Source organism: Geobacillus zalihae NBRC 101842, assembly GCF_001544135.1.
GTDB classification, from domain to species: domain Bacteria; phylum Bacillota; class Bacilli; order Bacillales; family Anoxybacillaceae; genus Geobacillus; species Geobacillus zalihae.
Genome location: NZ_BCPV01000023.1, coordinates 29,029 through 44,522, shown reverse-complemented (window position 1 = coordinate 44,522; position 15,494 = coordinate 29,029). Strand labels below are relative to the sequence as shown.

Annotated in this window: 17 protein-coding genes and 1 pseudogene; 3 read left to right on the top strand and 15 right to left on the bottom strand. The window is 52.6% G+C overall.

Annotated features, from left to right (window positions below; genetic code table 11):
• Positions 1-119: 119 nt before the first annotated feature.
• A pseudogene (locus GZ1_RS08485) lies at positions 120-431 on the top strand (cyclase family protein); the annotation flags it as partial.
• Between the two features lie 60 nt (positions 432-491).
• Here the strand turns inward: GZ1_RS08485 and GZ1_RS08480 are convergent.
• Positions 492-1,049, bottom strand: coding sequence for a sugar O-acetyltransferase (locus tag GZ1_RS08480; RefSeq protein ID WP_060788323.1), 558 nt, complete (start codon positions 1,047-1,049; stop codon positions 492-494).
• A gap of 51 nt (positions 1,050-1,100) precedes the next feature.
• Positions 1,101-2,480, bottom strand: a complete 1,380-nt coding sequence (dsdA, locus tag GZ1_RS08475; RefSeq protein ID WP_060788322.1) for a D-serine ammonia-lyase — start codon at positions 2,478-2,480, stop codon at positions 1,101-1,103.
• Positions 2,481-2,749: 269 nt separating this feature from the next.
• Between dsdA and GZ1_RS08470 the strand changes: the two genes are divergently transcribed.
• Together GZ1_RS08470 and GZ1_RS08465 are read left to right on the top strand one after the other, a co-directional pair.
• Complete coding sequence (locus GZ1_RS08470) at positions 2,750-3,919, top strand: MFS transporter (RefSeq protein WP_060788329.1); 1,170 nt, start codon at positions 2,750-2,752, stop codon at positions 3,917-3,919.
• A gap of 333 nt (positions 3,920-4,252) precedes the next feature.
• Positions 4,253-4,732, top strand: coding sequence for a GNAT family N-acetyltransferase (locus GZ1_RS08465; RefSeq protein WP_060788321.1), 480 nt, complete (start codon positions 4,253-4,255; stop codon positions 4,730-4,732).
• 110 nt (positions 4,733-4,842) lie between these two features.
• Here GZ1_RS08465 and GZ1_RS08460 read toward each other — a convergent pair whose 3' ends face one another.
• From GZ1_RS08460 to urtA, 13 genes are all read right to left on the bottom strand, one after another.
• On the bottom strand, positions 4,843-5,466 hold the full coding sequence (locus GZ1_RS08460) for an urease accessory protein UreH (RefSeq protein ID WP_060788320.1): 624 nt from the start codon (positions 5,464-5,466) through the stop codon (positions 4,843-4,845).
• Positions 5,467-5,486: 20 nt separating this feature from the next.
• The gene (locus GZ1_RS08455; protein WP_015375015.1) at positions 5,487-6,302 is read right to left on the bottom strand and encodes an urease accessory protein UreD; all 816 of its coding nucleotides are present in this window, start codon (positions 6,300-6,302) and stop codon (positions 5,487-5,489) included.
• Complete coding sequence (gene ureG, locus GZ1_RS08450) at positions 6,299-6,913, bottom strand: urease accessory protein UreG (protein ID WP_033011718.1); 615 nt, start codon at positions 6,911-6,913, stop codon at positions 6,299-6,301. The genes GZ1_RS08455 and ureG overlap by 4 nt, the downstream gene beginning before the upstream one ends.
• 49 nt (positions 6,914-6,962) lie before the next feature.
• The gene (locus GZ1_RS08445; protein ID WP_015375016.1) at positions 6,963-7,640 is read right to left on the bottom strand and encodes an urease accessory protein UreF; all 678 of its coding nucleotides are present in this window, start codon (positions 7,638-7,640) and stop codon (positions 6,963-6,965) included.
• Positions 7,633-8,079 carry an urease accessory protein UreE gene (gene ureE, locus GZ1_RS08440; RefSeq protein WP_020960052.1) on the bottom strand — a complete coding sequence of 149 codons (447 nt, stop codon included), beginning with the start codon at positions 8,077-8,079 and terminating at the stop codon, positions 7,633-7,635. The genes GZ1_RS08445 and ureE overlap by 8 nt, the downstream gene beginning before the upstream one ends.
• A gap of 10 nt (positions 8,080-8,089) precedes the next feature.
• Positions 8,090-9,799 carry an urease subunit alpha gene (gene ureC, locus GZ1_RS08435; RefSeq protein ID WP_015375018.1) on the bottom strand — a complete coding sequence of 570 codons (1,710 nt, stop codon included), beginning with the start codon at positions 9,797-9,799 and terminating at the stop codon, positions 8,090-8,092.
• Positions 9,796-10,131, bottom strand: coding sequence for an urease subunit beta (locus tag GZ1_RS08430; protein ID WP_015375019.1), 336 nt, complete (start codon positions 10,129-10,131; stop codon positions 9,796-9,798). Before GZ1_RS08430 ends, ureC begins: the two co-directional genes overlap by 4 nt.
• Before the next feature lie 45 nt (positions 10,132-10,176).
• Positions 10,177-10,482 (bottom strand): urease subunit gamma, encoded by a 306-nt coding sequence (gene ureA, locus GZ1_RS08425; RefSeq protein WP_020755308.1) that lies wholly within the window; start codon positions 10,480-10,482, stop codon positions 10,177-10,179.
• 84 nt (positions 10,483-10,566) lie between these two features.
• The gene (urtE, locus tag GZ1_RS08420) at positions 10,567-11,268 is read right to left on the bottom strand and encodes an urea ABC transporter ATP-binding subunit UrtE (RefSeq protein ID WP_060788319.1); all 702 of its coding nucleotides are present in this window, start codon (positions 11,266-11,268) and stop codon (positions 10,567-10,569) included.
• Positions 11,247-12,011, bottom strand: a complete 765-nt coding sequence (urtD, locus tag GZ1_RS08415) for an urea ABC transporter ATP-binding protein UrtD (RefSeq protein WP_060788318.1) — start codon at positions 12,009-12,011, stop codon at positions 11,247-11,249. The genes urtE and urtD overlap by 22 nt, the downstream gene beginning before the upstream one ends.
• Positions 11,986-13,044 carry an urea ABC transporter permease subunit UrtC gene (gene urtC / locus GZ1_RS08410; RefSeq protein WP_060788317.1) on the bottom strand — a complete coding sequence of 353 codons (1,059 nt, stop codon included), beginning with the start codon at positions 13,042-13,044 and terminating at the stop codon, positions 11,986-11,988. Before urtC ends, urtD begins: the two co-directional genes overlap by 26 nt.
• Before the next feature lie 10 nt (positions 13,045-13,054).
• Positions 13,055-13,954: an urea ABC transporter permease subunit UrtB gene (gene urtB, locus GZ1_RS08405; RefSeq protein WP_060788316.1), complete on the bottom strand. Its 900-nt coding sequence runs from the start codon at positions 13,952-13,954 to the stop codon at positions 13,055-13,057.
• A gap of 56 nt (positions 13,955-14,010) precedes the next feature.
• Positions 14,011-15,267, bottom strand: a complete 1,257-nt coding sequence (urtA, locus tag GZ1_RS08400) for an urea ABC transporter substrate-binding protein (protein ID WP_025039014.1) — start codon at positions 15,265-15,267, stop codon at positions 14,011-14,013.
• Positions 15,268-15,494: the final 227 nt, after the last annotated feature.

The following is a 15,494-nucleotide window of genomic DNA, read 5'->3' as shown; positions in this document are numbered from 1 at the left end:
GGGTAGTCGTCAACCTGCCCCCTGATGCAACCCCAAGTCAAGGAAGGAGGACGAAGTCCGTTTGCACTTCTGGGGAGTTGCAAGCCCCCACTTCAAGCGTTCGCAAAGTGGGGGTAGTTGACACCGGCTGGTCGCAATACGCCGGAACAAAGCGGTATTTTTCCCATCCGTACGTTGCGCCGGAGGTGATTGAAGCGATGCTGGAGCGAGGCGTGCGGACGTTTTTCATCGACGCGCTCAACATCGACCCGCCGGACGGCTCTTCGTTCCGCGCCCACGAACTTATTCTTGGCGCCAACGGGGTGATCGGAGAAAATTTCGTGAACTTCGAGCGAATCGATTTTGATGACCCGTATATTATTGCCCTTCCTCTTTCCTTGCCTGGCTGCGACGGTTCGCCTGTTCGGGCGGTGGCAGTGCAGTGGGCGTAACAAAGAAGGATGATGCAACCAAACGCCCCGCACATGCTTTGCGCGGGGCGCGGCCTTGGGCTATTTGAGCCATTTGATCACTTTCGCCGGGTTTCCGCCAACGACCGCGTTGGCGTGGACATCTTTTGTCACAACCGCCCCTGAGGCGATGACAGCGTTGTCGCCGATCGTGACGCCCGGATTGATGACAGCCCGCCCGCCGATCCAGACGTTATGGCCGATCACAACCGGCTTTCCGTACTCCAACCCGGAATTTCGTTCGTGCGGATCGAGCGGGTGAGTCGCCGTATAAATGTGCACACCGGGACCAATAAAACAATGGTCGCCGATTCGCACTTCACATACATCCAAAATCACGCCATCAAAGTTCATAAAAAAGTTTTCGCCAACGTGAATGTTATAGCCGTAGTCGCAGCGGAAGTTCGGCTCGATAAACAGCCGTTCTCCCGTTGAACCGAACAGTTCTTTGAGCAGAGCGGTTCGCTTTTCATATTCCGTTTCCAACGTTTCATTATACAAACGAACGAGCCGCCGCGCCCGCTCCCGCTCCTTGACGAGCTCCGGATCAGCGGGATTGTACAAGTGTCCCGCCACCATCTTTTCTTTTTCGGTTTTCATCGAACCCCTCCAACATTTCATGCATTCGTTTCAAAACTCCATGGAATGATCTTATCGTCCTTCAGAAAAACCGTTCCCTGTCATCGTTTCGATGCGCACGCCTTCCCGATAATAGGCCTCCATCACATCCTTTGGCACCATGCTTCCACCCGTCGCCCAGCCAATATGGACGGCGTTTTTCATCTTTTCTTTCAAACCGTTTGCCTCTACGTACGTTTGCCCCGCCAAATCACGAAACAGCCGAACAGGCCCCGCCACCCCCGCCAAGGCGGACGGCTCTAAATAGATTTCCTCCGTTTCCACCATCGCCGCGAGCAAGCGGTAAAGCGTCGAATCGTCCACCGTATAGACGCCGCTGATGACGTTCTCAAGCATGTTTCCCACCAGCCGCGACGGCCGCCCCACCGCTAGCCCGTCCGCTTCGGTCTTATTGTCGAGGCCAAAATCTTGCACCGACACGCGGTCGTGCTCTCCTGTCATCAACCCAAGCAGCATGCAAGGCGAATGCGTCGGCTCAGCGAAAAAGCAATGCACATGATCGCCGTACACGAGCTTCAGCCCAAACGTCACCCCGCCCGGACCGCCGCCGACGCCGCAAGGAAGATACACAAAGAGCGGATGGGTTTCATCAACCGTGATGTTCATGTCCTCTAATTGCTTTTTCAGCCGAAACGCCGCCACCGCATAGCCTAAAAACAGATGGATCGAGTTCTCATCATCGATAAAATACGACGTTGGATCCTCGGCGGACTGTCTTCGCGCCTCTTCCACCACTTTGTTGTAATCAGTGAGATGTTCGATGACGGTGACCCCTTTGCTTCGCAATAAGTCTTTTTTCCATTGTTTCGCATCGGCTGACATATGAACGGTGACGCGGAACCCAAGCTGCGCCCCGATGATGCCGATGCTCAAGCCTAAATTTCCTGTCGAACCGACGACAAGCGAATAGCGGGAAAAGAACTGCCGGAATTCTTCGCTGTCCATCACCGCATAGTCCTCTCCTATGGCGATCATCCCGTTGGCGAGCGCAAGATCTTCCGCGTGTTTCAACACTTCGTAAATGCCCCCACGCGCCTTGATCGACCCGGAAATCGGGAGATGGCTGTCGCATTTTAGCAACAGCTCCCCCTCGATGTTGGTCTGAAACATCTTTTCCAAACGCCGTTGCATGTTCGGAATCCGGACTAAAGGGGATTCGATGATGCCATAGGCCGGCCGCGTCTCGGGAAAAACTTTCGCGATGTAGGGGGCAAAGCGGCGCAATCGTTCTTCCGCCTCCTTGACATCGCGTTCGCGTAAAGGAATCGTTCGAATAGCTTGCGCAAACGCGTGATATTTTGGATTGCGCCAAAACACCTCTTCGGCCGCCATGATCGTTTTAAGCAGCGGGAATTCCTTTATCCACTTTTGGATTTCGTTTTTGGTCATCATGCACCATTCTCTCCCATGCGTGTTTGTCGTTTCGCACCCTGGGCGGATGCCGGTCCAAAGTCCGCTTCATTGTTTGTCGAACCGTTTACCTCCAGTCTCGCGAAAACCGCTTCCATTGTCAATGGGGATGAATGGAAATGGTTTGTGGATGACATTCGGGAGTGATCCCAGCCTTGTCGGAATGGCCAAGCGAGGCATGATCTGCTTTGAAAAACGCCTGTCTTTCCATTATGATGAAAGAGGCAAACCATATCGTGGAGATGATGATCATGGGCAATCGCCGTGATTTATCGCTTTTGTTTCTTGTGATGTTTTTGGTCATGGCCGGGTTTGGCATCATTATCCCTGTCCTTCCATTTTACGCAGAAAAAATCGGCGCGACTCCAACACAACTCGGTTGGCTAATGGCCGTGTATTCGCTCATGCAATTTTTATTTGCGCCGATGTGGGGGAATTTATCGGACCGCTATGGACGAAAGCCGATGTTGCTCATCGGTATTTCTGGCTTAGCACTTTCGTTTTTCTTGCTCGCCGTCGCGACAAAACTTTGGATGTTGTTTGCCGCTCGCATCATCGGCGGATGTCTATCGGCGGCCACGATGCCGGCCGCTATGGCGTACGTCGCAGATGTGACAACGGAAGAAGACCGGGGCAAAGGAATGGGGATGATCGGAGCGGCCGTTGGGCTTGGATTCATTTTCGGACCGGGGATCGGCGGCGTGTTCTCGAAAGCGAGCTTAACCGCTCCGTTTTGGATGGCAGGCAGCTTGGCGCTCTTGACCGCTCTATTCGTTTTCGTTTTCTTGCATGAGTCGCTTCCGAGAGAAAAACGAATGAATATACGAACAAAGCGGCCATCGCTTGCGGCCGCCCTCCAAGGGCCTGTAGCGCGCCTATACTTACTGCAGCTGATCACAACGTTTTCCCTCGCCGGACTTGAAGCGACGTTCGCCTATTTTGCCGCTGAACGAGCGGGGCTTTCGTCGACGGAACTTGGCTACATCTTTATGATCATGGGGCTTGCAGGGGCCATCGTCCAAGGAGGGTTGCTTGGAAAACTGATCCGCTCATTCGGGGAAGGAGCTGTCATTCGTGTCGGGCTGTTCTTGTCAGCAGTTGGCTTTTTTCTCATTTTATTCGTTCACAGCTTTTGGACAGCCGCGCTCTATTTAACGATTTTCGGCATTGGAAACGGCGTCATCCGCCCGTGCGTCTCCGCGTTGTTGACGAAGTATACAGCGGATGGCCAAGGAAGCGCAACAGGCGTCTTATCCTCGTTCGATTCGCTCGGCCGCATTGGCGGTCCGGCGATCGCCGGCTGGTTGTTCACCTTAAAGTCCAGTTTGCCATATATGTCAGGGATTGTGCTAACATTCATTTCCTTCGCTGTTTTTCAATCGTTTCAACGCGCGATGATGCAAAAAGACTCGGCCCTTTGACACAAGAGGAGGACGGATGTGGACATCCCCTGTTACAGATCAGCGAGCGAGAAAGCCCACTCCTTGAGGGGTGGGATGAAAGCGAGCCCCGTCTAACCTAGCGCACTGGTCACAGGTGCGCCGCCCATGGGGGTACATCCTAACCCGATGGGACGGGGTGATGACACACCCCTGAATTTGGGCGTTGTCCGAACCAGAAATGGATGAGGACGCGAACGACTCAAGAATCCCACGCCTTTAGGCGTGCGGAGTGTCAAAATCACGCACGGAAGTGAACGTCTTATGCATTGGGGTGATCAAACATCATCATCTGCACAAAGGAGGAGGAGCGCCTTGAACATCGTTCCAACCAAACAGTTGGACCGCGCCATCGTCAACCAATTTTTCAACGACCATTGGGGAAGTCCGCAAATGGTTGTCTCGACCGGCATCTATACCTGCAGCGAGCTGGATGGATTTGCGGCTGTTGAGAATGGATCTCGGATCGTCGGGCTCATTACGTTTGTGATTTGCGGAAACGAATGCGAGATCATCTCGCTAGACAGCATAATGGAAAACCGCGGCATCGGCAGCGCCCTTTTGCATGAGGCAGAGGCATGGGCGAGACAACAAAGGTGCACGGCTGTTCAACTGATCACTACCAACGACAACTTGCATGCCCTTCGTTTCTATCAAAAGCGCGGCTATCAAATTGTGAACGTCTTTCCCAACGCTGTCGACAAGGCGCGACAAATCAAGCCAAACATTCCGAAAACAAGTCCTGACGGCATTCCTATTCGAGATGAGTTGTTGCTTGTAAAACCACTGGTGTGACACGAGGTGATGATGACGCCGCATCGAAAAAGAAGCACCGGCCTTCTCCCAAGACCGGTGCTTCTTTGTTTTGAACAACCCTCCACCTATGACGCCAGCCGCGAGGAGCGTCAAATTTCGGCGGCGATATGATACATGTAATAGACCCCATAGGCGATGCTGATGAGGGAAACGGTTTTCACGATCCATTGATTCATGACTTGCTGTTTCGCTTTCATCCAAACAAACGGAATCCCGAGAAACGTCGTGAACAGCATCATGCCGATGACCGTTCCTAGGCCAAAAATCAAAATAAAAGCAAGCGCCATCCAAGTTCCTTTGACCGTCGTCATCGTCAACAACACCATTCCGGCGCTGCCGGCCAAACCGTGGACGATGCCGATCAATGTCGATTTCACATGTAAATGATGAATATCGCCCTGGTGATGATGATCCAGCCTCATTGTCGAGCGAAAACTGGCGATCCCTAACATGATGATCATTACGCCGACGGCCATTTCAAGGTAAGAAGCAATCTGTTCAGGAATTTGCCGCTCAAAGGCGATCATCGCCATCCCAACAACGAGCAGCGTCAACGTATGGCCAATTCCCCAAAACATGCCGGCCAGCGATGAAAGGGACAGTTTTTTCGTCCGGCTGGCAATGGTCGAAACGGCAATGACATGATCCGGTTCCGTCGCATGCTTCATTCCTAGCAGCAATCCAAACAAGAGCACAGGCCATATCGTTCCCATTGTCTTCTTCCTTTCCCTTGTCAATATTTCCTCCAACAGACTGGCGCTTTCTCACCGCATTGTTGGCGAATAAACTGTTGGACGCGTTGGAATATCGCTTCAATGGCCGATGTTTCATACGCCAATATACGTACAGAAAAGCCTGGAACGGCTGCCGCTGAAAAACCGCAGCGAACCTCTTTCGGCATCTCTTCCATGAATTGGTTGAACTGTTCTAACACTTCCTTTGTGATGAACGGAGAAAGAGCCACGAATGATCCGACATGCGTATAGCCGCCGAGCTGCAGCATGCTCGTTAAGTGCTGCCGCGAGTCCAAGTACAGATGATCAAACAGAACGAGCGCCTCGTCTTGATACACCTTCAGTTTCGAGCGAATCCAATCATAGCGGAACAGCTCGCCGCTTTCCGACCATCCAGGCGTGATGATTTCGCCATAAACAAACGTGGAGCTTGGCGTGATGTACACTGTCGTTTCTTGATAAAAGCGCGCATGCTCATAGGCGATCGTCGGGTCGGGGAAATATTCAAGTACGCTTTGCTCCCCAAGTGACAATCGTGTATACTGCCTTACAGGCGTTGAAGGAGTTTTGTAGATTTTCGCCGCCGACTGGGTCGTCACCATCAACCGGGCGCTGGGCTCGAGGAAGATTTCCATATCATATGAATCCCCATCGACATACCCGCCGCCCACGTGGACAAGATATAACGTCGGATGAGCCGGATCGAGGTAAACAGGACGCATCAGTTTCAGCGCCCCTTCACTATAGTTGTCCAAAATGACGGTGCGGCCGTTTTTCACGACCGCTGTACATCGCAAACGCCCCGTCCAGCTCATTCTTCCAGCCCTGCCAGCAGCACCTGTTTTTCGATCCAATCCACAACGTCAAAAAGACCAATCTCTTCTTTTAAATTTGTAAAAATGACCGGCTTCGCCCCTCGCGCTGCTTTGGCGTCCCGTTCCATCACTTCCAGACTGGCGCCGACGTAAGGGGCAAGATCGATTTTGTTGATCACGAGCAAATCTGACTTCATCATCCCCTGTCCGCCTTTGCGCGGAATTTTCTCCCCTTGGGCGACGTCGATGACATAAATGGAGAAATCGACCAACTCCGGGCTGAAGGTCGCCGCCAAGTTATCGCCGCCGCTCTCGATCAAAATGAGTTCCACATCTGGATGGCGCCGTTTCAGTTCATCAATGGCCGCAAAATTCATTGATGCGTCTTCGCGAATGGCCGTATGCGGGCACCCGCCCGTTTCGACGCCGATAATCCGATCTTCCGGCAAGACGCTATGTTTGATTAAAAATTGGGCATCTTCTTTTGTATAAATATCATTCGTAATGACCGCGATGCTAAAGCGGCGATGCATCGCCCGCGTCAGCTTCTCGACAAGCATCGTTTTGCCGGCGCCGACCGGGCCGCCGATGCCGATTCGTACCGGTTCCATTCTGGATTCTCCCTTCTCTGTCCTTCTTTCGTTCCACGTCAAACAAGATTTACGACATAAACAATCGAACAGGAAGACGTTCATGCTGCATTTGCGCGATTTCCAAGCCGACGGCTGCCGCCCCGAGCTCCTCTTCGTCGAGTGTCTCGATGATGCTCGCGGCATGAATCAAATATGGCTGCGCCATGACGAGCAGCTTTTGCCCGTCCGTCTGGCCGAGGGGAATGCCGCGAACCGCGTTTTGCACCATCGTTTGTACGGAAGCAAACAAATACGTCAGCACCGTCGTTTGTTTGGCTGCTCCGATTTTGCGGCCAACCGCCGCAAACACAATGGCCGGATGAATGGACCGCGTCGTTTGCACGATCTCATCCAATTCATCGACTCCGTAAATGTCGCGGCACAGTTTCCATAAGCGCCCCCCAATCATTCTCGTTCCTTCTCGCGTTTCCTTCGCCAAGCAGAGAGCAAACAGCGTGTCGTTCAGCCGCCGCAGTCCTTCCATACGGTCGACTTCCAACTGCTCATAGGCGATCCGGCACGCCAATCCCTCCGTATACGTCAGCTGGGTTTGGATATACACGACGAGCGCGTCGCCAAACGTTTTGGCATCACGAATTTGTTCATGGTACATATAAGTTTCAAACCCAAAGGAATGGGAAAACGCTCCTGATGGAAAATTGGAATCGGAGAGCTGCAGCAGCCACAGCAGCTGTTGGTCAGTCATGGCGATGCCCGATATGGCGGAACGCTTGTTTTACTTTCCGTTTTTCCCTCTTGTACGGGATGCCGAGTTGCTGGAGCAGCTCTTCGACTAAATAGTCGTATTGGACGAGCATTTCCCCTTCCTCGAATTGGGCGGGCAAGTGGCGGTTGCCGAGCTGATGAGCAATCTCCCCCATTTGTTTCATGGAAACAGGCTGGATGACAAGCAAATCATCGGGAAGAACGGATACGACAATGGCATTATGCTCATCCATCCATAACACATCTCCGTCTACCAATTCTTTCGCTTCTTTCAAGCGAATGCCAATCTCCCTCCCATGGTCGGTCACCACCCGCTGAATTCGTTTTACTAAATCATCGCTTGGCATGTACACCCGTTCGATGTGCGGGGGGAGAGAAGAAAGAGCTCGAATGTTGCCGATAACCGTTTCTACAATCATCATCATCACCTCAAAACAGAAAATATCGTTGCGCCATGGCCACAACTTCAGCCGGTTCGCACGTGATGAGCCGCCCATCGACCTTCACTTCATACGTTTGCGGATCGACATCGATTTGAGGCATGGCGTTGTTGAACACCATATCGTGTTTCGTTAACGAACGAATGTTTCCAACCGGTTTGACGATTTTGTGCAATCGCAGTTTGTCAGGGACGCCGCGTTCGAACGCCGCTTTGGACAAAAACGTAATGGACGTTTTCGCGACGGCGGCGCCATAGTTGGCGAACATCGGGCGGTACAGAGCGGGCTGCGGCGTCGGAATGCTGGCGTTCGGGTCGCCCATCACGCTGTAGGCGATCATCCCGCCTTTGATGACGAGCTCAGGCTTGACCCCGAAAAAAGCGGGATGCCAAACGACCAAATCCGCGAATTTTCCGACTTCCACCGAGCCGACATATTCGGCAATCCCATGCGTAATGGCTGGATTGATCGTATATTTGGCTACGTACCGTTTGACGCGGACATTATCGCCTCGCCCCGTTTCCTCCGGCAAGCGGCCAAACTGTTTTTTCATTTTGTCGGCCGTTTGCCACGTACGTAAAATGACTTCACCGACCCGTCCCATCGCTTGCGAGTCGGAACTGATCATGCTGAAGGCGCCGATGTCGTGCAAAATGTCTTCTGCCGCGATCGTTTCTTTGCGGATGCGCGAATCAGCAAAGGCAATGTCTTCTGGAACGGACGGATCTAAATGATGGCACACCATTAACATATCTAAATGCTCATCGAGCGTGTTTTTCGTATACGGCCGCGTCGGGTTCGTGGAAGAAGGCAAAATGTTCGGGAAGCTGGCGACTTTCATAATATCGGGCGCATGCCCCCCTCCGGCTCCTTCCGTATGGTATGTATGAATGACGCGTCCGTTAATGGCCTTCAGTGTATGCTCGACAAACCCGCCTTCATTCAACGTATCGGTATGAATGGCGACTTGCACGTCGTACTCATCCGCCACTCGCAAGCACGCATCAATCGCTGCCGCCGTCGTTCCCCAGTCTTCATGAAGCTTAAGTCCCACCGCGCCCGCGCGCACTTGCTCCGCGATCGGCTCTTTCGCCGACGCGTTGCCTTTTCCTAAAAACCCAAGATTCATTGGGAACGCTTCGGCGGCTTCAAGCATCCGGTAAATGTTCCACTCTCCCGGCGTGCACGTCGTGGCATTCGTTCCGGTCGCCGGCCCGGTCCCGCCGCCAATCATCGTCGTAATGCCGGATGACAGGGCGGTTTCGATTTGCTGCGGGCAAATGAAATGGATATGGGCATCCACTCCTCCAGCGGTCACGATTTTCCCTTCGGCCGCGATCACTTCCGTTGAGGCGCCGATGACAATATTGACGCCGTCCATTAACAGCGGATTCCCCGCCTTGCCGATGGCGGCGATGTTTCCATCTTTGACCCCGATATCGGCTTTGTAAATGCCGGTGTAATCAACGATGACGGCGTTCGTCAACACTAAATCGACCGCTTCGTCGCGGACAGCGAGCGGATGCTGCCCCATCCCGTCGCGAATCACCTTCCCGCCGCCGAATTTCACTTCATCGCCGTAAACGGTATAGTCATGCTCAATTTCAATCCATAAGTCTGTGTCCGCCAACCGGATGCAGTCCCCGGTCGTCGGTCCAAACATATCCGCGTATTGCCGTCTTGACATGGAAAAACTCATTCTCTTGCTCCCTCCTTCCCGTTGTCATCAAGCGGACCGTTGACCATATTGTTTAATCCGTACACCCGGCGCTTGCCGGAGAACGGGACGAGCTCCACTTGCTTCGCATCCCCGGGTTCAAAACGGACCGCTGTCCCGGCTGGGATGTTCAAATGTTTTCCGTATGCGGCCTGTCGGTCAAATTCGAGAAACGAATTGACTTCAAAAAAGTGAAAATGGGAACCGACCTGCACCGGGCGGTCGCCGCGGTTTATGACCGTCAGCTTCGTAACCGGCTTTTGCCGGTTGCACACAATCGGTTCGTCGCGCAATCGGTATTCTCCTGGAATCATAGGACCACTCCTTTAATCCACCTTCATCGGAATCGGCCGGCGCTATTACGACCGGATCGGCTGGTGGACCGTGACGAGTTTCGTGCCGTCCGGAAACGTCGCCTCGACTTGAATCTCGTCGATCATGTCAGCGACGCCTTCCATCACATCATCGCGCGTCAAAATCGTTGCGCCGTATTGCATCAACTCCGCCACCGTCCGCCCGTCGCGGGCTCCTTCCATCAGTTCATACGTAATGAGCGCCACCGCTTCCGGATAATTTAGCTTCAAGCCCCGCTCTTTCCGGCGGCGCGCCAAATCAGCGGCAACGACGATCAGCAGCTTTTCCTGTTCACGCGGAGTCAGTTTCACTCATCTCTTCCCCCCTCTTGAATGCTCCCGCCTATACTCGCAGGTTCAAAAAATCTCTCATTCGCTAACACCGCTGTCTGCTGCTTAAACAGCAAGAAATGATTGAATATAATTCAAATCAGCCCCATCGACATCCCCTTTCGCCACGACAGCGCCGCGATCCAAAATATAGAAACGATCGGCACAAGAAAACGCCAGCTCCACGTTATGTTCGACCAATATGATGCCAACCTGCTTTTCTTTGGCAATTTTCATAATCGCATCATGAATCAACGCAACGATCGAGGGCTGAATGCCTTCCATCGGTTCATCAAGCAAGAGCAGTTTCGGCCGGCCAGCCAACGCGCGGGCAATGGCCAGCTGTTGCTGCTGTCCGCCGCTTAAATCTCCTCCTTTTCGCTGGCGCATCTCTTTTAAAATCGGGAACAGCGCGTACATTTCATCCAGAGTCGGCTGGTGACGGACTTTTTCGGCCTGCGCTTCCAGCCCGAGAAGAATATTTTCCTCCACCGTCAACGCCGAAAAAATTTCCCTCCCTTGCGGCACATAGCCGATCCCCGCTCGCGCCCGCCGCTCCGGCGGCCATCGCGTGATATCTTCCCCCTCCCATTCGATGACGCCTGACATCGGGCGAATCAACCCGATGATCGTTTTCATCAACGTCGTTTTTCCGACCCCGTTTCTGCCCAACACCGCCGTCACCCGACCAAGAGGAACATCCATGTCAACATGATCGAGCACCACACTTCCGTCATAGCCAGCGGTTACATTCCGGAGGCATAACACGCGTTTTTCCTCCTTCCAAGGTACACATCGATGACTTGTTCGTTTTGCTGCACTTCATCCATCGATCCTTCGCACAATACTTTTCCTTCATGCATGACTGTCACTTGTTTGGAATAGCGGCGGACAAAGTCCATATCATGCTCGACAATAATGACCGCACAATGTTCGGCCATTTCATGGAGCCATTCCCCCGTGCGCTCCCGCTCCGCCGCACTCATGCCGGCGATCGGCTCATCCAATAGGAGGAGCTGCGGACGCTGAATGAGCTGCATGCCGATTTCCAACCACTGCTTTTGGCCATGAGACAGTGAGCCCGCTAAGCGATGACGTTCATCGAGCAATCCAATTTTCTCTAGCTGTGCCGCCATCATTTCTTTCTCTTCTCCAGTCAACTTCGCCCGCAAAACGGAACGCAGACGCCGATCTTGTCGCATGGCTAACTCCATATTTTCCCATACCGTCAAAAACGGAAAAATGGAAGGGCTTTGAAACTTCCGGGCGATGCCTATTTGCACGATCTCGTATTCCGGCCGTTGCGTGATGTCATGGGAGAAAAACAGCACCCGCCCGTCCGTCGCTCTCGTCCGCCCGCAAATGACATCGAGCAGCGTCGTTTTTCCCGCTCCGTTCGGGCCGATCAAAAACCGCACTTCATGAGGGTAAACCGCGAGATCAACACCTTGCAAAGCACGAAATCCATCGAAGTCAACGACGACGTCACGACACATCAACACGGGCTTCACGTTCATGCCCCCTTTTTTCTTTGATGCGAACGGCAGCGAGCGATTCATAAATGCCCGCCAATCCCTTCGGAACAAACAGCACAACAACGACAAACAAGGCGCCTAACAAAAGCAGCCATAGATCCGGATAATTTTCGCTTAAAAAGCTTTTCGCCGTGTTCATGACAATCGCACCAATGATCGCGCCCATGAGCGAGTGGCGTCCGCCGACAGCGGCCCACAGCACCATTTCGATTGAAGGAATAATCCCCATCATCTCCGGGGAAATGAGCCCGACTTGCAGGACAAACAATGCGCCTGCCACTCCGGCAAAGGCGGCTGACAAACTATACACAAACACTTTATAGACGGTCGGATTAAACCCTAAAAAACGAACCCGATTTTCAGCGTCGCGAATGGCAATGAGCACTTTTCCTAGCTGACCAGTCGTTAGACGGCGCGTCATAACGAAAATGAGGGCAAGAACAGCTGCTGTCAGCCAATACAACACAATTTGCGTAAGCGGCGATGATAACGAAAAGCCGAACACGGTCGAAAAATTGGTCAAGCCGTTCGTTCCGCCTGTCCATTCTTGCTTGCCGATAAACAGCGTAACAAACACGACAACAACCGCCTGGGAAAGGAGAGAAAAATAGACGCCTTGAATCCGATTTTTAAACGTTAAATAGCTTAATAGCGCAGCGAGCAACGTAGGAAGAGCGATCGCGGCGGCGATGGCCACCATAGGATGCGCAAACGGCTTCCAAAACCACGGCAGTTCGCGCACGCCGCTCCATTCCATAAAATCAGGCAAATGCCCTCGCGAAGCTTCGAGCTTCAAATACATCGCCATGCAATAAGCGCCTAACCCGAAGTACACCCCATGGCCGAGGCTCAAAATGCCGGTATAGCCCCAAATGAGGGAGATGCCGACCGCCACGATGGCAAAGCAAAGAAATTTGCCGAGCAGGGACAAGCGGAACTCGGTCAAATAAAACGGCGCAAGAAACAAGGCGGCAAAAAACAGCCAGTATCCCCAACGTTTGTTCACCATGCTCCCCCCCTCAATCGAGCGACCGCGTTCTCACGCTAAGAAGACCGGACGGTTTCCATTGCAAGAAAGCAATAATCAAAACGAACACAATGACTTTGGCAATGGTGGCGCTTGTGGAATATTCGACGAACGTCGAAATCAAACCAATGCCAAATGCCCCCAGCAGCGTCCCGGCCAGTTTTCCCACTCCCCCTAAAATGACGACCATAAACGCATCGACAATATAGTACGTGCCGATCGTCGGCCCGATCGGCCCAAGCAAGGTCAACGCGCATCCCGCCACCCCCGCCAACCCTGAACCGATCGCAAACGAGTAAGCATCGACCTTTTGCGTGGCAATGCCGAGGCAGGCTGCCATCGACCGGTTCATGGTGACGGCTTGAATGCGTCGGCCAGCTCGTGTTTTCATTAAATACATATAGAGAAAGAAAACGATCGCCAACACAAGGCAAAGAATAAACAACCGTTTATACGGAAACACTGCCCCAAACAAGCGGATTCCGCCATCCAGCCAGCTTGGCGGCACAACCGCCACGTTGGGCGCCCCAAAGATGAGACGGGCGGTCTGTTGCAAAATCAAACTGATCCCCCATGTCGCCAACAAACTGTCCAGCGGGCGGTGGTACAAATGGCGGATCAAACTTTTTTCCAGCCCCCATCCAAGCAGAGCGGCGGCCAAAAATGACAATGGAATGGCGGCGACAAAATACAGCCCTGCCGAGTGCGGCATATGGCTAGTGAACCATTGCTGGATGACATAGGTCGTATACGCTCCGACCATCATCAGTTCACCGTGCGCCATATTGATGACACCCATCAGCCCGAACGTGATCGCCAACCCAATGGCGATCAAAAGCAAAATCGAACCGACGCTCAGCCCGTTGAATAATTGGTCAATGAACATCGCCATCCCCCCTCTCATGTCCGCTGGGCGAGAAGGAAGGACATGCCTTCCTCCCCATGCAACTATTCACTTAATCCTTTCCCCCATGGGTAGCTTTTTAAATACGGATCCGGCTTCACCGGCTGACCGGAATTCCATAACTCTTTGAATTGTCCGTCCGCTTGGATTTCACCAATGCGCACCGTTTTCCATAAATGCTGCGTTTCCCCGTCAATTTTCACCGTTCCTTCCGGCGCCTTGTATTCAAGGCCGGCCGCCGCTTTTTTCACTTGATCCACATCAAAGGAGCCGGCTTTTTTCACTGCTTCGGCCCATAAATGAACGGCTGTATACGCCGCTTCAATCGGATCATCGGTCACGCGGTCTTGCCCGTACTTTTCTTTATACTTTTGTACAAACGCCTTATTTTCCGGTGTATCGGTCGTCTGAAAATAGTTCCACACAGCCAAGTGACCAGCCAACACATCCGGCCCGATCCCGCGTATTTCTTCTTCCGCGATGCTGACGGACATCACCGTCACGTCTTTCGGTGTGATGCCAGCGTCTTTCAACTGTTTGAAAAAGGCGACATTGCTATCGCCGTTGAGCGTATTGAAGACGACAGCCGGTTTCACTTGTTTGATTTTGCTGATAATGGTGCTATAATCGGTATGGCCGAGCGGCGTATATTCTTCCCCGACCACTTGCCCGCCTTCGGCCTTCAGCTGAGCCTTGATGATTTTGTTGGCTGTCCGCGGAAAGACGTAATCCGACCCGAGCAAGAAAAACGTTTTGCCGCGGTTTTTCAAGAGCCAGCTGACCGCTGGAACGATTTGTTGATTCGTCGTCGCCCCGGTGTAAAAGATGTTCGGCGACGACTCCATCCCTTCATATTGCACCGGATACCAAAGCAGCCCATTGTTTTGCTCCACAACCGGAAGCATCGCCTTGCGGCTCGCCGATGTCCAACCGCCAAAAATGGCGGCCACTTGATCTTTTTGCAGCAATTTTTTCGCCTTTTCGGCAAATGTCGGCCAGTCGGACGCTCCATCTTCCACAACCGGTTCAATTTTCTTGCCGAGCAGCCCCCCAGATGCATTGATTTCCTCGATCGCCATTAACTCGGCATCGCGCAGCGACACTTCACTGATGGCCATCGTTCCGCTTAACGAGTGCAGGATTCCTACTTTGACCACATCCCCTTCTTTTCCAGCCGAAGATGAATCATTTTGATTCTCGTTTTTGGCTTGATCCACTGCTGATGACGCCGCACATCCCCCAAGAGCAAAAACACTGACGCATAAAAGCAGCCATAATTTCCACATGAATGCTGGTTTCATTCGCACACCCTTCCCCCTATTCATTTGAAACATCGATGAATTCCTGCCCCTCGTTCATCTAAAAGAGCGCATCCCTCCCTTGTTCCTCAAAAGCGATGCATGTTCTCCACGTTGAGGATTTGTTCTTGATTAGCAGTATAAGGCCCACGTTTCACGGACTCAACATATTTGTCATATTTTATTACATATTTTTGTTATATTTATTATCAATCATCTTCCGACCAATC